This window comes from Marivita sp. (assembly GCF_051859345.1).
In the GTDB taxonomy this organism is placed as follows: Bacteria; Pseudomonadota; Alphaproteobacteria; order Rhodobacterales; family Rhodobacteraceae; genus Marivita.
In genome coordinates this window covers 1-18,665 of record NZ_JBHYFV010000039.1, presented here as the reverse complement: position 1 = coordinate 18,665, position 18,665 = coordinate 1, and the positions used below count along the sequence as shown (strand labels likewise).

Sequence of the window (18,665 nt, the reverse complement as noted above, 5' to 3'; positions counted from 1 at the left end):
ATGCCCGCGTTTACCTATCGCGCCGTCGATCCGACCGGGAAAAAGACCAAGGGTCTGCTGGACGCCGCCAGCGAAGCTGCCGTTCGCGCCGATTTGCGCAAACGCAACCTGCTGCCTTTGTCGGTCGAGGCGACGCAACAATCTGTGGGTTTAGGGGGCGCACCCCGGTCGCATCGGCTGAGCCTCAAGAAACAGGTTCTCGTCACCCGCCAGCTTGCCACGCTTGTCGGGGCGCAGGTGCGGATCGAGGATGCAATCCGGATCGTGGCCGAGCAACTCACCGGCGCGCGTGACACATCGCTCTTGCTCGACTTGCGCGGGGCGATCATCGACGGGCGCAGCTTTGCCGATGCTCTGGATACCATGCCCGCGGGGTTCGACGAATATTTCCGCGCCTCGGTTCGGGCCGGGGAAAGCGCGGGCAAGCTCGCACAGGTGTTGGAGCATCTTGCAACCCATATCGAGGATCGCGCCCGCAACCGGCAAACTTTGCAACTGGCGTTGATCTATCCCGCGTTGCTTGCGCTGGTGTCGCTGGGTGTGATCGTGGCGCTGCTGACCTTCGTGGTGCCCGACATCGTGCGGGTGTTCACCGCGCGCGGTGCGGAACTGCCCGGCCTGACGCGGGCGCTGATCGCCGTGTCGGACTGGATGCAGCGCTGGGGGATAACTGCTGCAATAGCGATTACGCTGACCCTTGCCGCGTTGGTGGCGCTGTTGCGGGTGCCCGAGATCCGGCTGACCTGGGACACATGGCTGACCCAAGCGCCGCTTTTCCGCCATCTGGTGTTGCGCCTGAACGCGGCGCAGTTTTCCGGCACGCTGGCGACCCTTGTGCAATCCGGCGTGCCTCTGGCCGATGCCTTGCAGGCGGCGGCGGGCACGGTGCCGAACCGATTTGTCCGGTCCCGCGTGGCCGAGATCACCCGCAATGTTCAGGACGGTGCCGCGCTTTCCAAGTCGGTGCAGGCGGCGCAGGTGTTTCCGCCCATGCTTGTCGCGATGATCGCCAGCGGCGAGGCGGGGGGCACGCTGGGCGATAGCCTTGACCGCGCGGCGCGCGATCAGGCGGCATCACTCAAGGCGACCGTGACGACCATCGTGGCGCTGGTGGAACCGGCGGTTTTGCTCATCATGGGGGGAATTGTCATGCTTCTGGTCATGTCGATCCTGATGCCGATTGTGGGGCTGAATGCGCTTGCGGGGTGATCAGAACGGCAGTTGCAGGTTGATCGGACCGCCGCGCGGCAGTTGCGGAAACACGTCCGCTGCTTCGGGCCGGATGGCAATGTCGATCACCCGGTCACGGCGCAAGCGCAGATCGGCCATCGGTGGGGTCTCATTGGCACTTAACGTGGCCACGGCATCCCTGCCGTCCGAGCCAAGCCGCAGGTTTAGCGGCGGCACAGCCAATTCGCGCCCGTCCTTGCGGCAGGTGCCCTTAGGCGTCGCCACCTCACCCGTCGCGCTGGCGCGGGTCCAGCTCCAGGCAAAGCCGACATCCGTGATCCGTGCCGTCATATCGCAGGTCCACGCCCCCGGCACCAATTGCGCCAATCCCGGTCCCGCACGACCGTCCGCACCGTCCAGCCTGATCCCGGTCGGTCCGGACAGCAGGGTGGCGTTGATCCGCGTATCCGGGCCTGTCAGGGTGACAGGGGTCGCCAGATGAAGCAGACCAAGACCGGTGGTCCAGTCAAGCTGATAGCCACCTTCCAGATCCGCGCGCCCTTCGCGCAGCGACCCGTAGACAGCGACGACAGATGGACCAAGATTCAGGTTCCGTGTCAGAACGGTTACCGGCATCATAAGGGCGCAGAGGCCCACCAGTGAAACAAGGATCAAAGATGTCAGACCGACGCCCAGCGCCAGACGCCCCAAGCCGCGAAACAGCGACCGGCCTGTCCCGCCGACGGCTGTTGACCGGGATTTCGGCCGCATCCGTTTTGTCAATGTCGTCGGCATGTGGGCAACTCTCCTTGCCAGGCGGATCGGCGCGCCGCGACGGCCCGTCCCGGTCGGCACTGATGCTGCCGTTGTCGGGGGCATCGGCCGAGTTAGGCCAGACATTGCAAAGCGCCGCAACCCTTGGCGGAGGGCCGGGCATCGGGATCGAGATTGTGGACAGCGGATCCACGCCGGAAACCGCCGTTGCCGCCGCAAAACGTGCGGTGGACGGCGGGGCCGAGATGATCGTCGGGCCGGTTTTTGGCGCTCAGGCCAGCGCGGTGGGCACGGCCGTGCGTGTGCCGGTTGTGACCTTGTCCAACGACGAAGGCCTTGCCGGGGGAGGGACCTATATCTTTGGCGTCACCGCCGCGCAATCGGCGCAGGCAATCCTGTCCATCGCTGCCCAGCGCAATCTGCGCACCATCGTCACGGTTGTGCCACCCGGCGCGTTCGGCGCGCAATCGGCGCAGGCGGCGGCCACGGTCGGGACAGCACTTGGCCTGACCATGCGCCCGGCGGTGGTGCAGGCCAGCGCGGGTGGGTTGGTCGATGCACTGCGCGCGGACGGGGCTTTGCCAGATGCGGTCTACTTGCCAGTGGCGGATGGCACATTGGAGCCCTTCGCAGACGCGTTGCGCGGTCAGGGCGTGCAGCTTTTGGGATCGACGCAATGGTCGGCTCTTGATCTGTCGGGCCGACCGGCCTTTCGCGATGCGTGGTTTGCCGCGCCTGACCCGCTGCGCTTTGCCGCCTTTGATGATGCGTTCATGCAAGCCACCGGCAGGCCCGGCGGGATCATCAGCGGGTTGGCTTTTGACGGGGTGGAATTGCTGCGCATCCTTGGGCAGGCACGCGCCTTGTCCGCGCGTGGACTGACCCGCGACGAAGGTTTTACCGGCGTGCTTGGCCCCTACCGCTTTCAGCGGTCGGGCCTGTGCGAACGCGGTCTGGGCGTCCTGCGCGTCGGAGCCGGTGAGTTCAGCCTGATCGGCAGCACCTCGGTATGACCCTGGACCGGCACGGCGAGGCGGGTGTGACCCTGATCGAAGTGCTGGTGTCGCTGGCCATTTTCGCGGTGATCGGGATTGCCGGTCTGACCGTTCTGGACACTGTTGCGCGAACCGGCGAACGGACCGATGGGCGGCTTGAAAGGCTGGCCGAGATCGACCGCGCCTTTCTGGTGATCCGGCGGGATCTGGCGCAGATCAGTGGGCTGGACACACAATTGAACGAAGAGGGGTTGGCCTTTCGGCGGCGGGACGCGGACGGGTCATTTGCTGTGCGCTATTTTTCCGAAGATGTCGACCTGAACCGCCAAATCCGCCGGACCGACCCGACAGGGATGGATCAGCTTTTACTCACGGGTGTGCGGGATATGCGCTGGCGTTTGCTGGACGCATCCAAGCGCTGGACACCTCTTTGGCCCCCTGAAGGTATCTCGGTGCCGCAGCGCCCGCTGGCGGCCGAACTGTCGCTTGAGGTGACGCGCGACGGGATGGACTTGCCGCAATCGGTCACACGCATCTTCCCATTGCCCGCAGGTCAGGGACGATGAGCCCGCGCGAGGGTGAAAGCGGTGTGGTTCTGGTCAACGTGCTTGTGGTTCTGGCCATCGCGGGCGGGCTGATGCTGTTGCTGGTCAACAGCCAGGACGTCGCGCTGGACCGGGTGTCGCGCAGCGCCGATGCCGCGATCGTGGAGCAGATTGCGATGGGGGCCGAAGCGTCGGTGATCGACGCGCTTCGCCGCGATCTGGACGACGCGCCCGATGCGGATCACCTGAACGAACCTTGGGCGCAAAGTGTGATTCAGGACGAGGTTGCGTTGCCCACCGGCAAGTTTTCGGTCCGGATCACCGATCAGCAAGCCATGTTCAACATCAATCAACTGGCTGCCGTCACTGCGGGAACGCAGGACTTTGCCCGCCGCCTGATGATTGCACTGGATCAGCCGCCCGAAATTGCGGCGCAGATCGGTCGTGTGCTGGGGGCCGTTGGTCAGGTTCAGGACATTCAGGCGCTGACACGTTTCGGCATTCCGCAAGAGGCGATTGACGCCATGTCGCCTTATGTGACGGCGCTGCCCGTCGACGGCACGATCAACCTCAATTCCGTCGATCCGTTTCTGTTGGCGATCATGGTACAGAACACCAGCCACGCGCAACAGCTTGTCCGTATCCGCGAAAGGCAGGGGTCGCTGTCGCGCGCGGCGTTGCGCAATGCGGGTATCCTGCGACCGCAGAACAGCGGATTCACATCAAACGTGTACCGCATCTATATCCTTGCCGAGGCGGGGCGTGCCCGTATCCGGATGCAGACTCTGGTCGTTCGCAGGAACGACCTTGGAGTAAAGGCAGTCGATATCCTTGAACGGCGCTTTGAGCACGACCACCCCGACCCCGACCCCGAAACGTAAAACGGCCCCCCGATTTCGGGAGGCCGTCTGTTTTTTCCGAAGGTCAATCTTTACGGATTGAACGGATCAGCGGTCATATCCACCGCGATGTCGATGCTTTGGGCATCTACCGGTTCGTCATTCGGGTCAGCGTTGAACATTGCGCGGAAGGCGCTGCCGAAAGAGTCGATCCCGTTGGCTTGATCGCCACCCGAGTCCGACCCGTCGCATGCGGCAACCAGCAAGGCTCCTGCAAGACCAGCGATCAGTTTGGGTTTCAGTTGCATGGTCATCCCTTCTTAGTTGGTTGCGCCGGGCAGCGGCGTGTTCAGATACGGAAAGGCGTTCTGAAGTTCTGCTGCCGAGATCGGGGCGCCGTCGATGAACGGTGCATTGCCAACGGGCGCATCTTCGGGCGCACAAAGGCCAAGGTTGATCAGGTCGCTTTCGCTGTCTTCAACAGCACCGTCGATTCCCAACTCGGCCCCAAGCGGAACCGGGTGGCACAGGGCCCCCATCACGACGCGCAGGGCGATATCAACCGTGTCATCCCCTGGACGACGTCCGTTCGGGAAACCGGCAAGGTCTTCCGCCACAACACCGTAGGGGTGCTGCGCGTCACGCGGCGTGACCGGGATGCCGGTGTTGAGACGCAGCATTTCGGACGGCGTCACCGTTGCAAGCTGGTTCACACCCGGAAAGCCGGTCAGGAACGCCGTCACGAGATCCTGCCGCGGCAAGTTCGACGGGGCGATGTTGTCCGTTGCGCCAAGCGCATCGCGGAACAGGATGTCGACCAGCGCCGGCAGGGTCGGATTGGTCACATAGGTGGCCAATGCGCCGTCCTGTGTCGGTTCTGCCGCGTTGAACAGATCCTTGTCAGGCAGACCGATCACCACTTCGTTCACCAGCGGGTTCGACAGGCGGGATTGCTGCACATAAGCACCGCCATAGACCGAGGTCGCGCCATAGGTGGGCGACGGGTCTTCGACTTCGCCCTGCGGCAGGCTTGCCGTGGTCCAGGCGCCGATGACGCCATTGCCGTCACCCGTCACACAGGAAATCGGCACTTCCAGCGCCAGCGATGTCACGTTGAACTGTCCGACCAGATCGTCATTGGCGCGGACGTTGTCGATGGAGCCCTCCAGCGGCACAAGGTTCACAAGGTCGAAGATCTCGCCAAGATTGACGGCAAAGGCTTCTTCGCGCTGGCCGACAAAGACCTTACCGCCGGTGTCACATCCGGGGATCGTGACATCGTGGATCAGGTCGTTGGCATAGCTTTCATAATTTGGAATCGTCTTGGTGCCGATGTAGTCGAGCGGCTTGGCAAACGAGGTGCTGCCGCCTGCGCCAGTGACCGATGCACGCTCTCCGGAGCGGCGATCACCCGTGATCTGTGTGAGCGTGTAGCTTTCGATCTCGTTCAGCGGATCGCTTGCGGCGCCGGTGATCGGGCCAGCGGTGCGCAGCGGAATGGCCACGGTCGCATCGCCGATCTGAAGCGCGATGCCCTGACCATCCATCGCCAGTTCGTTGTTGAAGTCGAACTGGAAGGTGATGTCCTCGATGGCATCGCCGTCATTGTCGACATGAATTTCATAGATCGCGTCGGGATCCATGGTGAAGTAGTTCGGGCCACCATAGGGCGCCTGCAACGGAATGTAGTTCGCAATGAACGTCACATAGCCTTCGCGGCCCGGTTCATAGCTGCGGAACATATAGAAATCCGTCGCGTCAACCTTTGGTTGTTCGGTGATCCCCGGCGCTTCGCGATGCGACGACGCGGTTGCCGTGGTGGCAACAAGTGCGGCGGCACTGACGCCCATCGCTAGTCTTGCGGTTTTCTTCGAAATAGACATCCGTTTCTCCCTATTGACGTGTTTGCCGGGCAGGCCCGGCGATCAGTAACAATGGTGATGATTTTTTGCGTTACCGACGTAGTCACGGAGGCGTGCCGGAGATAGTTTCACCCAAGCGGGTTTTTTTTGCCGCGGCGCAACGGGAGCCGTCATGCCGGATGTACTGATCACGGTTGCCTTGACCGCAGTTCTGCTGCGTCTGTCCTGGATCGACCTGCATAGTTTCCGGCTTCCCGATACCTGGACACTGCCATTGATCGCCTCTGGACTCTTGCTTGCCGCAACGGGGGGCGGAGTTCCGGTCTTGGCGTCCTTGATCGGGGGGGGCGTGGCCTTTGGGGCCTTCTGGGCGATTGGGTCACTTTATTACAATCGAACCGGGCAAGAGGGTTTGGGGCTTGGTGATGCCAAGCTTTTTGCAGCTTGTGGAACCTGGTTGGGATACGGTGCGCTGCCTTATGTCTTGTTGATCGGTGCCGGGGGCGCGCTGCTGTTTGCCGGTCTCTCCCAACGTGATGTGCGGCGAAGGATCGCGTTTGGGCCCTGGTTGGCCTTGGGATTCTGGCTGACCTGGATTGCCGTCAAATTCACGGGCATTGCTTGAACAACCACCTGTGGCGTCAGGGGACTGGCGGATTGGGGGTGCAGGAAGCGGGGTGGACCGTATCCTTGCCACTTACTGTGAGCCAAGCATACGAAAGGGCCGCCAAAAGGCGACCCTTTTATCAGTATCTCAACAGCTTAGCTGTCGATGAGTGCCTGAATCTCGCTTGTCTTCTCGCCACGGGACATGTCGCTGTAGACATAGCTGAGGGCAAGTGCCAGTTCGCCGTCAGACAGGCGGGACAGGTCAGCTTCGGGAACATAGCTTTGCAGCATGCTCGCTTGACCGGCCGAGACCATCGCCATCGTTTCTTCATCCATTTCATCGCCGCGCAGGATGGTCTGAACGCGATCGGTGATAACGGAGTTGGATTCACCGCCATAGGTCACGGCAAGTGCTGCTTCGGCCTGGGACTGGGTGATCACACCAAAATCGGCGTCCGGAGCGTATTGCTGTAGACGTGCCATTTCAGCTTCGCTGATCATCGCGATGCCCATGTCGATGTTGTCCTCGGTGCCAAGAGCGCGGAGTTTCGCGGTCTTTTCGCCGTTGGACATGCCGGATGTCACGATACCATACGCGATGTCGAAATCGCTGTCGGTATAGCCTGACGTGTCGATACCGGAGTTAAATCCTGCGACTTGCTCCTTCTGTGCTTCAGTGGCAGCAAAGCCTGCGGTGCCGAGGGTCGTTGCGAGTGCGGTTGCAATCATCATGCGTTTCATTTCAAGTTCCTTTCTCTTAACGAACACTTCGTACTTGTCTCTAGTGCGGGTGGCATGGTGCGCCGCCCGCTCTGATGGGGAAACTGGCTGTGGCGGTCTTCGTTCCTGAAAAACGCTGAAAAAGCAGACACATCATTGTGAGAGATGGCGTGGGAACTTAACACATGAACGGCTGTTCACGCGTTCATGTTTAATTGCGCAGATTGGACCTTTATTAAGCACCTCGCTTGAATTAGGGACGCAGCTTCGCTAAGTGCGGAACAGCAAAAACGCAAAGTGAGACCGTACCCATGGCAACGACCAATCCGCTTCAGTTCATTCAGCAGGTTCGGGCCGAAGTATCGAAGATCGTCTGGCCCACCCGGCGTGAGGTCCTGTTGACCACGGTTATGGTGTTTATCATGGCGGCGCTGACGGCCGTTTTCTTTGCCCTGGTCGATATCTTGATCCGCAGCGGGCTTCAGGGTCTGCTGAACATCTTCGGCTAAGGCCGGTCTGCACTTGAAAAGGGCAGGCTAAGGCGGTAACCCACCGCTCGAACGGAATGAGGCGTGCATCGATTCGAGTTGCACGCCGCTTTTTTATTCCCGAGCGGGCAGGGTGACATGTCTGCCAACAGAAATCAGACGGCGTCTTAGCCGCACGGACAAAAAGGTTTGTGACCAGATGGCGAAGCGGTGGTACTCGGTCAGTGTTCTTTCGAATTTCGAGAAGAAAATCGCGGAGCAGATCCTTCAGGCAGTCGAAGAGCAGGGCCTTCAGGACCAGATCGAAGAAGTGATGGTCCCGACTGAGGAAGTGATTGAAATCCGTCGCGGCAAGAAAGTGACGGCAGAGCGTCGATTCATGCCGGGGTATGTTCTGGTGCGGATGGAAATGTCGGATCAGGGCTATCACCTGATCAACTCGATCAACCGCGTCACAGGGTTTCTGGGGCCGCAGGGCCGCCCGATGCCGATGCGCGATGCCGAAGTGCAGGCCATTCTGGGCCGCGTTGCCGAAGGTGAAGATGCGCCGCGCACTCTCATTCACTTTGAGATCGGCGAGAAGGTCAAGGTCAATGACGGTCCGTTCGAGGATTTCGATGGCATGATCGAAGAAGTCGACGACGACAACCAGCGCCTGAAGGTGTCGGTGGTGATCTTTGGCCGGGAAACCCCGGTCGAACTGGAATACACGCAAGTTACGAAGCAATCGTGATCTGAGTGGAGGCGGGGCAACCCGCCAAGCAAGCGTGGGAGGCGAGCGGCACGCGTGTCGCGGACCGGACCACACAACATCGTTGGCTGTGACACGCGTGTTGCAGCCGTTGGAAAAGGAGAGGCCACATGGCCAAGAAACTCGTCGGCAAGATGAAGCTGCAGATTCCTGCAGGTCAAGCCAACCCAAGCCCCCCCGTGGGCCCTGCGCTGGGTCAGCGCGGCATCAACATCATGGAATTCTGCAAGGCGTTCAACGCCAAGACGCAGGACATGGAGCAGGGCGCACCGTGCCCGACCGAGATTGTCTATTACCAGGACAAATCCTTCACCATGGAAATCAAGACGCCACCCGCGTCCTACTACCTCAAGAAGGCCGCTGGCCTGAAGCCGGTGGGCAAGCGAAATCGTCCGCGTGGTGCCGAACTTCCGGGTCGCGAGACCATCGCGACCGTGACCGTCGGTCAGGTGCGCGAGATCGCGGAAGCCAAGATGAAAGACCTCAACGCGAATGACGTTGAAGGTGCAATGAAGATTATCCTGGGCTCGGCGAAGTCCATGGGCATCGAGGTGAAGTAAGATGGCGAAACTTGGAAAACGCACCCGCACTGCCCGTGAAGCCTTTGCTGGCAAAGAAAACCTGAGTGTCAAAGAGGCCGTTGCCCTGATCAAGAGCAGCGCCAACTCGAAATTCGACGAGACGCTCGAGATTGCGATGAACCTCGGTGTTGACCCGCGTCACGCAGACCAGATGGTCCGCGGTGTGGTCGGTCTGCCGAACGGCACAGGCAAAACCGTCCGTGTTGCGGTGTTCGCGCGTGGCCCCAAGGCGGATGAAGCCCTGGCTGCCGGTGCAGACATTGTTGGCGCGGAAGACCTGATGGAAACCGTTCAGGGCGGCACCATCGAGTTCGATCGCTGCATTGCCACACCTGACATGATGCCGATCGTCGGCCGTCTGGGCAAGGTACTTGGTCCGCGCAACCTGATGCCGAACCCCAAGGTTGGCACCGTCACCATGGACGTCAAGCAGGCTGTCGAAGACGCCAAGGGCGGCCAGGTACAGTTCAAGGCTGAAAAGGCCGGTGTTGTACACGCGGGTGTCGGCAAGATCTCGTTCGATGAAGGCAAGCTGGTCGAGAACGTCAAAGCGTTCGTCGATGCCGTTGCCAAGGCCAAGCCGACAGGTTCCAAGGGCACTTACATGAAGAAGATCGCGTTGTCTTCGACCATGGGTCCGGGCGTGTCGATTTCGGTGGACGACGCAGCTGGTCACTGACCCTGCAAAGTTAGTTAAGACGGCGGCGCTCTTCGGGGCGCCGTTTTCGTTTGGAGGTGTCGATAACGCCTTCTGCGATCAAGGTATCGGCACGCCCGGACCATATTTCGGGCGCTTTCTGCGATCAGAATGCAAAGCGGTTCGGATCTTCAGGGGACGTGACATGTCGATCACGAAAGAAATGCCGCGCGCTCATTGGGGTCTTGTGGCCTTTTGTTTCGGGGTGTTCGCGCTCTTGTCAGCGGCGATCCTGACATCGGGCTTGATGACACCCGAACCCGAGATGAGCATTGGCACCACGATTGGTGAGATCGCAATGGATATCCGCAACGCCGCAACCGGCAACGCTACGAAGGCCATGACGCCGCAGGACACATTCGACACAACCTGGTTTCTGATGTTCGTGACACCGATCCTTGCGGCGCTGGCTGCCGTGATCGGGGGCATCAGCCTGTTTCGCCATGAACCCGCTGCGCTGTCAAAGATGGGGATAGCCATGGGGATCGGCGCGTTTGTCATGCAATACGCGTTCTGGTTGGCGCTCTTGATCTGCGGCACCGTGTTGTTGATCTCGATTGTCTCGAACATGGGCGGCATATTTGGCGAATAGGTCACCGGAATGTGATGAGAGCCGTTCCCGGCTTGTTTCACACGACGGGGCTGGCCATGTCATGAACCATTGGAAATCCTGCTAACAGCGTGTTCTTGCAGACGATGCAGGTGTCTGTGCGGGCTTCGGCAAAAGAACTGTTTTGCGTTTTTTGTCAGCTGTGGTACCGTTTGCCCCTGACATTTTCACGGATCCACAAGGATTTGCCGACCAGAGGGCTTGGCAAATCCTCATGGCCGTATTATCCCCTGCCTTGCATCAGAGCGCGTGATTCGTCCCGCGCTCTTTTGTATTACGTCCGAGACGGTGGGTTGCGACATGGGTCGCAATAATTCCTGCCCGAGGCGGGAACAGACCGACATGCCAAGGCTCAATCCGTTGAGCGCTGGGCGGGTTTGGGACCGCACAACAGCGGACCAAAACCGCCGGAGCGATCCGGTACCACTGAGCCGGGGGGTTCGCCCCCCAAACTGGAGTAAACCTGTGGATAGAGCCCAAAAAGAGAAAGTGGTCGATGAACTCGGCCAGATCTTCGAAAGCTCTGGCGTCGTTGTGGTAGCCCACTACGAAGGTCTCACAGTTGCCGAGATGCAGGATCTACGCGCACGCGCACGCGCTGGTGGTAGTTCCGTACGTGTCGCCAAGAACCGTCTGGCCAAGATTGCCCTTGATGGAAAGCCCTGCGAAAGCATCGCCGACTATCTGACAGGCATGACTGTCCTCACCTATTCCGAAGACCCTGTGGCAGCCGCCAAAGTGTCCGAGGACTTTGCCAAGGAGAACAAGAAGTTCGAAATCCTTGGTGGGGCCATGGGCGAGAACGCACTTGACCGGGCCGGCGTGGAAGCCGTGTCGAAGATGCCGTCGCGCGAGGAGCTTATTGCTACCATCGCTGGCATGATCGGCGCACCTGCCTCCAACATCGCCGGTGCAATTGGCGCACCTGCATCGAATATCGCGTCCATTCTCTCGACCATCGAAGAGAAAGCGGCGTAAGGCATCTGGGAAACATCGTGGGGTTGAAACCTCGACGTTGGAACACATTTAGATAGGAAAGTCACAATGGCTGATCTGAAAAAACTGGCAGAAGAGATCGTTGGTCTGACGCTTCTCGAAGCACAAGAACTGAAAACAATCCTCAAAGACGAGTACGGCATCGAGCCCGCAGCTGGCGGCGCAGTGATGATGGCGGGTCCGGCAGACGCCGGCGGCGCGGCAGCTGCTGAAGAGCAGACCGAGTTCGACGTCATCCTGAAGTCGGCAGGCGCCTCCAAGATCAACGTGATCAAGGAAGTTCGCGGCATCACCGGTCTGGGCCTGAAAGAAGCCAAGGACTTGGTCGAAGCTGGCGGCAAAGCTGTCAAAGAGCAGGTTTCCAAGGACGAAGCCGAAGACATCAAAGCCAAGCTGGAAGCAGCTGGCGCCGAAGTCGAGCTCAAGTAATCCGAACCGGGGCAACCCGGAGTTGGACTATTGCAAGGCTGGGTATGGAGATTTCCATGCTCAGCCAAGCCTGTCTTAGAGAAGCCCTTTTGCATCAGGGGCTTTTCTTAGACAGGACCCAAGGATCGGGAGGCGCGCGGTGGGACGCGGGCCATGAATTGATCGGGTTCTTGTCGTCTCTATTGGGCAGACCGCCGGGGCCCGACGGCGTGACGCGCAGCTGAGAATGAAAAGGTGATATCGACCATGGCGCAAAGCTTTATTGGCCAGAAACGTCTTCGTAAATACTACGGTAAAATTCGCGAGGTTCTGGAGATGCCGAACCTCATCGAGGTTCAGAAATCCTCCTACGATCTCTTTTTGAAATCCGGCGATCAGCCTGCTCCGCTTGACGGCGAGGGTATCAAGGGCGTGTTCCAATCGGTTTTCCCGATCAAGGATTTCAACGAAACCAGCGTGCTGGAATTCGTGAGCTACGAGCTGGAAAAGCCGAAATACGATGTCGAGGAATGTCAGCAACGTGACATGACCTACGCGGCACCGCTCAAGGTGAAGCTGCGTCTGATCGTGTTTGATATCGACGAAGACACTGGCGCGAAGTCGGTCAAGGACATCAAGGAACAAGACGTGTTCATGGGCGACATGCCCCTGATGACGCCGAACGGCACATTTGTCGTGAACGGCACCGAGCGCGTGATCGTGTCCCAGATGCACCGCTCGCCGGGCGTGTTCTTTGATCACGACAAGGGCAAGACGCACAGCTCGGGCAAGCTGCTGTTCGCGTGCCGAATCATTCCCTATCGCGGTTCGTGGCTGGATTTTGAATTCGATGCCAAGGACCTTGTGTTCGCCCGCATCGACCGTCGCCGCAAACTGCCGGTGACAACGCTTCTTTATGCGCTTGGTCTTGACCAGGAAAGCATCATGGACGCGTATTTCAACACCGTGACCTATACGCTGCGCAAGGGTGAAGGCTGGGCAACCAAGTTCTTCCCGGAGCGGGTGCGCGCGACGCGTCCGACCTATGACCTTGTTGACGCCGCCACTGGAGAAGTGTTTGCCGAAGCTGGCAAAAAAGTGACCCCGCGGGCCGTCAAACAGATCATCGACGAAGGCAGGATCACAGAGCTTTTGCTCCCGTTCGACCAGATTGTCGGCAAGTTCGTATCCAAGGACATCATCAACGAAGACACTGGCGCGATTTATGTCGAAGCCGGGGACGAGCTGACCTGGACCGTCGACAAGGACGGTGCTGTCACAGGTGGGACGCTCAAGGAACTGGTTGATGCCGGTGTGACCGAAATCCCGGTCCTTGACATCGATAACGTCACCTACGGGCCGTACATGCGCAACACGATGGCGAACGACAAGAACATGAACCGCGAAACCGCGCTCATGGATATCTATCGCGTCATGCGTCCGGGCGAACCGCCCACCGTCGAAGCCGCGTCTGCGCTGTTCGACACGTTGTTCTTCGACAGCGAACGCTATGACCTGTCGGCTGTTGGCCGCGTGAAGATGAACATGCGTCTTGCGCTCGACAAGCCGGACACCCAGCGCACGCTGGATCGCGAAGACATCGTGGCCTGTGTCAAGGCGCTGGTGGAATTGCGCGACGGTCGTGGTGACATCGACGACATCGACCACCTCGGCAACCGTCGTGTGCGGTCGGTCGGCGAGTTGATGGAAAACCAGTACCGCGTTGGCTTGCTTCGCATGGAGCGGGCAATCAAGGAACGCATGTCCTCGGTCGAGATCGACACCGTCATGCCGCAGGATCTGATCAACGCCAAACCGGCGGCCGCCGCGGTGCGCGAATTCTTCGGCTCCAGCCAGCTGTCGCAGTTCATGGACCAGACCAACCCGCTATCCGAAGTGACGCACAAGCGTCGCCTTTCCGCGCTTGGGCCGGGCGGTCTGACCCGCGAACGGGCAGGTTTTGAGGTCCGCGACGTTCACGCGACGCATTATGGTCGGATGTGCCCGATTGAAACGCCGGAAGGCCCGAACATCGGTCTGATCAACTCGCTGGCCACCTTTGCCCGTGTGAACAAGTACGGCTTCATCGAAACGCCGTATCGCCGGGTCGAAAACGGCCGCGTGACGGATGATGTGCAGTACATGTCCGCGACCGAGGAGCAGCGTCATACCGTGGCGCAGGCCAACGCGACTCTGGACGAAAACGGCCAGTTCGTGAACGAGTTCGTCAACACCCGCCAGTCGGGGGAATACACCCTTGCGCCCAACGAAAGCGTCGATCTGATTGACGTTTCGCCCAAGCAGCTGGTGTCGGTTGCGGCCTCGCTCATTCCGTTCCTCGAAAACGATGACGCCAACCGCGCCCTCATGGGCTCGAACATGCAGCGTCAGGCGGTGCCGACGCTCCGCTCCGAAGCGCCGCTGATCGGCACCGGGATCGAAGGCGTTGTCGCCCGCGACTCCGGCGCTGCGATCATGGCAAAACGCGCCGGGATCATCGACCAGGTCGACGCGACCCGTATCGTTGTGCGGGCGACCGAAGACCTCGAGCTGGGCGATGCGGGTGTGGACATCTACCGTCTGCGCAAGTTCCAGCGTTCGAACCAGAACACCTGCATCAACCAGCGTCCGCTGGTGAATGTGGGCGACACTGTGGGCAAGGGCGAGGTGATCGCCGATGGCCCGTCGACCGATCTGGGTGAACTGGCCCTGGGCAAGAACGTGATCGTCGCGTTCATGCCGTGGAACGGTTACAACTACGAGGACTCGATCCTGATTTCCGAGCGGATCGCGCGGGATGACGTGTTCACCTCTATCCATATCGAAGAATTCGAAGTCGCCGCGCGTGACACGAAACTCGGGCCGGAAGAGATCACACGCGACATTCCGAACGTTGGCGAAGAAGCGCTGCGCAACCTCGACGAGGCGGGCATCGTGTACATCGGCGCGGATGTGGAGCCGGGCGATATTCTGGTCGGCAAGATCACACCGAAGGGCGAAAGCCCGATGACGCCGGAAGAGAAACTCCTCCGCGCCATCTTTGGTGAAAAAGCATCTGACGTGCGCGACACCTCGCTGCGGGTCAAGCCGGGTGATTTCGGCACCGTTGTCGAGGTGCGCGTCTTCAACCGTCATGGCGTCGAGAAAGACGAACGTGCGTTGCAGATCGAGCGGGAAGAGGTCGAACGTCTGGCTCGTGACCGGGACGACGAACTCGCCATTCTGGATCGCAACATCTACGCCCGTCTGAAAGACATGATCTTTGGCAAGATGGCCGTGAAAGGCCCGAAAGGCATCAAGCCGAACAGCCAGATCACCGAAGAGCTGCTGGACAGCCTGACCCGTGGTCAGTGGTGGCAGCTGGCGCTCGAAGACGAGGACGATGCCAAGATCGTCGAAGCCCTGAACGAGCAGTATGAGGCGCAAAAGCGCGCTTTGGATGCCCGTTTCGAGGATAAGGTCGAAAAGGTCCGTCGTGGCGACGATCTGCCTCCGGGTGTGATGAAGATGGTCAAGGTGTTCGTCGCGGTGAAGCGCAAGCTGCAACCGGGCGACAAGATGGCTGGCCGTCACGGCAACAAAGGTGTGATTTCGAAAGTGGTTCCGATGGAGGACATGCCGTTCCTCGCGGACGGAACCCCGGTCGATTTCTGTCTGAACCCGCTGGGCGTGCCGTCGCGTATGAACGTTGGTCAGATCCTGGAAACCCACATGGGTTGGGCCGCACGCGGTCTGGGCATCAAGATCGACGATGCATTGCAGGATTACCGCCGTTCCGGCGACCTGACCCCGGTGCGTGAAGCGATGCGCATCGCCTATGGCGACGATGTCTATGATGAAGGCATCAAGGACATGGACGAGGCACAGCTGTTGACCGCTGCGGGCAATGTCACCCACGGTGTTCCGATCGCAACGCCGGTCTTTGACGGTGCGAAAGAGGCAGACGTGAACGACTCGTTGATCCGTGCCGGTTTTGACACCTCAGGTCAGTCGATCCTGTTCGATGGTCGCTCGGGCGAGCAGTTCTCGCGGTCGGTGACCGTGGGTGTGAAATACCTGCTCAAGCTGCACCACCTTGTGGACGACAAGATCCACGCGCGGTCTACCGGGCCGTACTCGTTGGTCACACAGCAGCCGCTGGGTGGTAAGGCGCAGTTCGGGGGTCAGCGTTTCGGGGAAATGGAAGTCTGGGCGCTTGAGGCGTACGGCGCGGCCTACACCCTGCAGGAAATGCTCACCGTCAAGTCGGACGACGTCGCGGGCCGGACCAAGGTCTATGAAAGCATCGTCAAGGGCGAGGACAATTTCGAAGCGGGCATTCCCGAGAGCTTTAACGTTCTCGTCAAGGAAGTGCGCGGCCTCGGCCTGAATATGGAACTCCTGGATGCGGAGGATGAGGAATAAGCGAACCTTTCGCACCGGGCACCAGTCTCTTCAAAGAGACTGGTGACTTTCTTCGAAGAAAGTCGCGCCCGGCTTCATCCCCCACGCCCTTATCTTTGAGGTAATTCAATGAACCAGGAACTGACGAACAACCCGTTCAACCCCGTCGCCCCGCAAAAGGTGTTTGACGAGATCAAGGTCTCGCTCGCATCGCCCGAGCGGATCCTGTCGTGGTCTTTCGGTGAGATCAAGAAGCCCGAAACCATCAACTACCGCACGTTCAAGCCCGAGCGTGACGGTCTCTTCTGCGCGCGTATCTTTGGCCCGATCAAGGATTACGAATGCCTGTGCGGCAAATACAAGCGCATGAAGTATCGCGGCGTTGTCTGCGAGAAATGCGGTGTGGAAGTCACGCTGCAGAAGGTCCGCCGTGAACGTATGGGCCATATCGAACTGGCCGCTCCCTGTGCCCATATCTGGTTCCTCAAGTCGCTGCCGTCGCGCATCGGCCTGATGCTGGACATGACGCTGCGCGATCTGGAGCGGATTCTCTACTTCGAAAACTACGTCGTGATCGAGCCGGGTCTGACCGACCTGACCTACGGCCAGTTGATGACCGAAGAAGAGTTCATGGACGCGCAGGATGCCTATGGCATGGACGCGTTCACCGCCAATATCGGTGCCGAAGCGATCCGTGAAATGCTCGCCAATATCGACCTCGAAGCCGAGGCCGATCAGCTGCGCGCGGATCTCAAGGAAGCGACCGGCGAATTGAAACCGAAGAAGATCATCAAGCGCCTCAAGGTGGTTGAGTCCTTCCTCGAATCCGGCAACCGCCCGGAATGGATGGTTCTGACGGTGATCCCGGTGATCCCACCGGAACTGCGTCCGCTGGTGCCACTGGATGGCGGTCGTTTTGCGACCTCCGACCTCAACGACCTTTACCGCCGTGTGATCAACCGGAACAACCGTCTGAAGCGACTGATCGAACTGCGTGCGCCGGACATCATCGTCCGCAACGAAAAGCGGATGCTGCAGGAATCGGTCGATGCGCTGTTCGACAACGGTCGCCGCGGCCGCGTCATCACCGGCGCCAACAAGCGTCCGCTGAAGTCGCTGTCCGACATGCTGAAAGGCAAGCAGGGCCGCTTCCGTCAGAACCTTCTGGGCAAGCGCGTCGACTTCTCGGGTCGTTCGGTCATTGTGACGGGTCCGGAACTCAAACTGCACCAGTGCGGTCTGCCCAAGAAGATGGCACTCGAACTGTTCAAGCCGTTCATCTATTCGCGGCTTGAAGCGAAGGGTCTGTCGTCGACCGTCAAACAAGCCAAGAAATTGGTCGAGAAAGAGCGTCCCGAGGTTTGGGATATCCTGGACGAGGTGATCCGCGAACACCCGGTTCTGCTCAACCGCGCGCCGACGCTGCACCGTCTGGGCATCCAGGCGTTTGAACCGATCCTGATCGAAGGCAAGGCAATCCAGCTTCACCCGCTGGTCTGTTCGGCCTTCAACGCCGATTTCGACGGTGACCAGATGGCGGTTCACGTTCCGCTGAGCCTTGAGGCCCAGCTGGAAGCCCGTGTCTTGATGATGTCGACGAACAACGTTCTGTCGCCGGCCAACGGCGCACCGATCATCGTTCCGTCGCAGGATATGATCCTTGGTCTGTATTACACCTCCATCGCCCGTGATGGCATGAAGGGTGAAGGCATGATCTTCGGCTCGATCGAAGAAGTCGAGCATGCGCTCAATGCCGGGGAAGTGCATCTGCACGCCAAGATTCAGTGCCGGGTCAAGCAGATCGACAACGAAGGCAACGAGATCACCAAGCGGTACGAATCCACACCGGGACGCGTGCGTCTGGGGGCGCTGCTGCCGATGAACGCGAAAGCGCCGTTCGATCTTGTCAACACGCTGCTGCGCAAGAAAGACGTGCAGAAAGTCATCGACACGGTTTATCGCTATTGCGGTCAGAAGGAGTCGGTCATCTTCTGTGACCAGATCATGACCATGGGCTTCAAGGAAGCGTTCAAGGCCGGCATTTCGTTCGGCAAGGACGACATGGTGATCCCGGAAACCAAGTGGCCGATCGTGGAAGAAACCCGCGATCAGGTGAAGGATTTCGAACAGCAGTACATGGACGGCCTGATCACCCAGGGCGAAAAGTACAACAAGGTTGTCGATGCCTGGTCGAAGTGTAACGACAAGGTCACCGAAGCCATGATGGCCACCATTTC

The 18,665-nt window shown here is 59.8% G+C and carries 18 protein-coding genes; 14 read left to right on the top strand and 4 right to left on the bottom strand.

Annotated features, from left to right (window positions below):
- A complete protein-coding gene (locus ACTIEN_RS18405; protein ID WP_439524615.1) occupies positions 1–1,209 on the top strand; it encodes a type II secretion system F family protein in 1,209 nt (402 codons plus the stop codon).
- On the opposite strand, the gene ACTIEN_RS18400 is transcribed toward ACTIEN_RS18405, so the two are convergent.
- Positions 1,210–1,965: a hypothetical protein gene (locus ACTIEN_RS18400; RefSeq protein WP_439524614.1), complete on the bottom strand. Its 756-nt coding sequence runs from the start codon at positions 1,963–1,965 to the stop codon at positions 1,210–1,212. It abuts the gene before it with no gap.
- A 14-nt stretch (positions 1,966–1,979) separates the two neighbouring features.
- Between ACTIEN_RS18400 and ACTIEN_RS18395 the strand changes: the two genes are divergently transcribed.
- The 3 genes from ACTIEN_RS18395 to ACTIEN_RS18385 are packed head-to-tail and all read left to right on the top strand — an operon-like array spanning position 1,980 to position 4,365.
- Positions 1,980–2,957 (top strand): penicillin-binding protein activator, encoded by a 978-nt coding sequence (locus ACTIEN_RS18395; protein ID WP_439524613.1) that lies wholly within the window; start codon positions 1,980–1,982, stop codon positions 2,955–2,957.
- On the top strand, positions 2,954–3,505 hold the full coding sequence (locus ACTIEN_RS18390) for a prepilin-type N-terminal cleavage/methylation domain-containing protein (protein WP_439524612.1): 552 nt from the start codon (positions 2,954–2,956) through the stop codon (positions 3,503–3,505). The genes ACTIEN_RS18395 and ACTIEN_RS18390 overlap by 4 nt, the downstream gene beginning before the upstream one ends.
- Complete coding sequence (locus tag ACTIEN_RS18385; RefSeq protein WP_439524611.1) at positions 3,502–4,365, top strand: hypothetical protein; 864 nt, start codon at positions 3,502–3,504, stop codon at positions 4,363–4,365. Before ACTIEN_RS18390 ends, ACTIEN_RS18385 begins: the two co-directional genes overlap by 4 nt.
- Positions 4,366–4,415: 50 nt before the next feature.
- On the opposite strand, the gene ACTIEN_RS18380 is transcribed toward ACTIEN_RS18385, so the two are convergent.
- Both ACTIEN_RS18380 and ACTIEN_RS18375 read right to left on the bottom strand, forming a co-directional pair.
- Positions 4,416–4,631: a hypothetical protein gene (locus ACTIEN_RS18380; RefSeq protein WP_439524610.1), complete on the bottom strand. Its 216-nt coding sequence runs from the start codon at positions 4,629–4,631 to the stop codon at positions 4,416–4,418.
- 12 nt (positions 4,632–4,643) lie between these two features.
- Positions 4,644–6,206, bottom strand: coding sequence for a DUF4331 domain-containing protein (locus tag ACTIEN_RS18375; protein WP_439524609.1), 1,563 nt, complete (start codon positions 6,204–6,206; stop codon positions 4,644–4,646).
- Positions 6,207–6,357: 151 nt separating this feature from the next.
- Between ACTIEN_RS18375 and ACTIEN_RS18370 the strand changes: the two genes are divergently transcribed.
- Positions 6,358–6,810 carry a prepilin peptidase gene (locus ACTIEN_RS18370; RefSeq protein WP_439524608.1) on the top strand — a complete coding sequence of 151 codons (453 nt, stop codon included), beginning with the start codon at positions 6,358–6,360 and terminating at the stop codon, positions 6,808–6,810.
- 137 nt (positions 6,811–6,947) lie between these two features.
- Here ACTIEN_RS18370 and ACTIEN_RS18365 read toward each other — a convergent pair whose 3' ends face one another.
- A complete protein-coding gene (locus ACTIEN_RS18365; RefSeq protein WP_439524607.1) occupies positions 6,948–7,535 on the bottom strand; it encodes a hypothetical protein in 588 nt (195 codons plus the stop codon).
- 290 nt (positions 7,536–7,825) lie between these two features.
- Between ACTIEN_RS18365 and secE the strand changes: the two genes are divergently transcribed.
- From secE to rpoC, 9 genes are all read left to right on the top strand, one after another.
- Complete coding sequence (secE, locus tag ACTIEN_RS18360; RefSeq protein WP_292270551.1) at positions 7,826–8,023, top strand: preprotein translocase subunit SecE; 198 nt, start codon at positions 7,826–7,828, stop codon at positions 8,021–8,023.
- Between the two features lie 178 nt (positions 8,024–8,201).
- Entirely contained in the window at positions 8,202–8,735 is a 534-nt protein-coding gene (nusG, locus tag ACTIEN_RS18355; RefSeq protein ID WP_439524606.1) for a transcription termination/antitermination protein NusG, read from the top strand.
- Positions 8,736–8,863: 128 nt separating this feature from the next.
- Positions 8,864–9,313, top strand: a complete 450-nt coding sequence (gene rplK / locus ACTIEN_RS18350) for a 50S ribosomal protein L11 (RefSeq protein WP_439524605.1) — start codon at positions 8,864–8,866, stop codon at positions 9,311–9,313.
- Position 9,314: 1 nt separating this feature from the next.
- On the top strand, positions 9,315–10,013 hold the full coding sequence (gene rplA, locus ACTIEN_RS18345; protein ID WP_439524604.1) for a 50S ribosomal protein L1: 699 nt from the start codon (positions 9,315–9,317) through the stop codon (positions 10,011–10,013).
- 163 nt (positions 10,014–10,176) lie between these two features.
- On the top strand, positions 10,177–10,623 hold the full coding sequence (locus ACTIEN_RS18340; RefSeq protein WP_439524603.1) for a hypothetical protein: 447 nt from the start codon (positions 10,177–10,179) through the stop codon (positions 10,621–10,623).
- A 483-nt stretch (positions 10,624–11,106) separates the two neighbouring features.
- The gene (rplJ, locus tag ACTIEN_RS18335) at positions 11,107–11,619 is read left to right on the top strand and encodes a 50S ribosomal protein L10 (RefSeq protein ID WP_439524602.1); all 513 of its coding nucleotides are present in this window, start codon (positions 11,107–11,109) and stop codon (positions 11,617–11,619) included.
- Positions 11,620–11,685: 66 nt separating this feature from the next.
- Positions 11,686–12,066 carry a 50S ribosomal protein L7/L12 gene (gene rplL / locus ACTIEN_RS18330; RefSeq protein ID WP_439524601.1) on the top strand — a complete coding sequence of 127 codons (381 nt, stop codon included), beginning with the start codon at positions 11,686–11,688 and terminating at the stop codon, positions 12,064–12,066.
- Positions 12,067–12,312: 246 nt separating this feature from the next.
- Positions 12,313–16,449, top strand: a complete 4,137-nt coding sequence (gene rpoB / locus ACTIEN_RS18325) for a DNA-directed RNA polymerase subunit beta (protein ID WP_439524600.1) — start codon at positions 12,313–12,315, stop codon at positions 16,447–16,449.
- A 108-nt stretch (positions 16,450–16,557) separates the two neighbouring features.
- A partial coding sequence (rpoC, locus tag ACTIEN_RS18320) for a DNA-directed RNA polymerase subunit beta' (RefSeq protein WP_439524599.1) occupies positions 16,558–18,665 on the top strand: 2,108 nt, incomplete at its 3' end.

Coding starts and splice junctions, on each gene's coding strand:
- ACTIEN_RS18380 (WP_439524610.1), bottom strand. CDS start 4,631: ATGCAACTGAAACCCAAACTGATCGCTGGTCTTGCAGGAGCCTTGCTG.
- ACTIEN_RS18385 (WP_439524611.1), top strand. CDS start 3,502: ATGAGCCCGCGCGAGGGTGAAAGCGGTGTGGTTCTGGTCAACGTGCTT.
- ACTIEN_RS18390 (WP_439524612.1), top strand. CDS start 2,954: ATGACCCTGGACCGGCACGGCGAGGCGGGTGTGACCCTGATCGAAGTG.
- rpoB (WP_439524600.1), top strand. CDS start 12,313: ATGGCGCAAAGCTTTATTGGCCAGAAACGTCTTCGTAAATACTACGGT.
- rplK (WP_439524605.1), top strand. CDS start 8,864: ATGGCCAAGAAACTCGTCGGCAAGATGAAGCTGCAGATTCCTGCAGGT.
- nusG (WP_439524606.1), top strand. CDS start 8,202: ATGGCGAAGCGGTGGTACTCGGTCAGTGTTCTTTCGAATTTCGAGAAG.
- ACTIEN_RS18370 (WP_439524608.1), top strand. CDS start 6,358: ATGCCGGATGTACTGATCACGGTTGCCTTGACCGCAGTTCTGCTGCGT.
- rplL (WP_439524601.1), top strand. CDS start 11,686: ATGGCTGATCTGAAAAAACTGGCAGAAGAGATCGTTGGTCTGACGCTT.
- rplA (WP_439524604.1), top strand. CDS start 9,315: ATGGCGAAACTTGGAAAACGCACCCGCACTGCCCGTGAAGCCTTTGCT.
- ACTIEN_RS18340 (WP_439524603.1), top strand. CDS start 10,177: ATGTCGATCACGAAAGAAATGCCGCGCGCTCATTGGGGTCTTGTGGCC.
- secE (WP_292270551.1), top strand. CDS start 7,826: ATGGCAACGACCAATCCGCTTCAGTTCATTCAGCAGGTTCGGGCCGAA.
- ACTIEN_RS18400 (WP_439524614.1), bottom strand. CDS start 1,965: ATGCCGACGACATTGACAAAACGGATGCGGCCGAAATCCCGGTCAACA.
- ACTIEN_RS18405 (WP_439524615.1), top strand. CDS start 1: ATGCCCGCGTTTACCTATCGCGCCGTCGATCCGACCGGGAAAAAGACC.
- ACTIEN_RS18365 (WP_439524607.1), bottom strand. CDS start 7,535: ATGAAACGCATGATGATTGCAACCGCACTCGCAACGACCCTCGGCACC.
- ACTIEN_RS18375 (WP_439524609.1), bottom strand. CDS start 6,206: ATGTCTATTTCGAAGAAAACCGCAAGACTAGCGATGGGCGTCAGTGCC.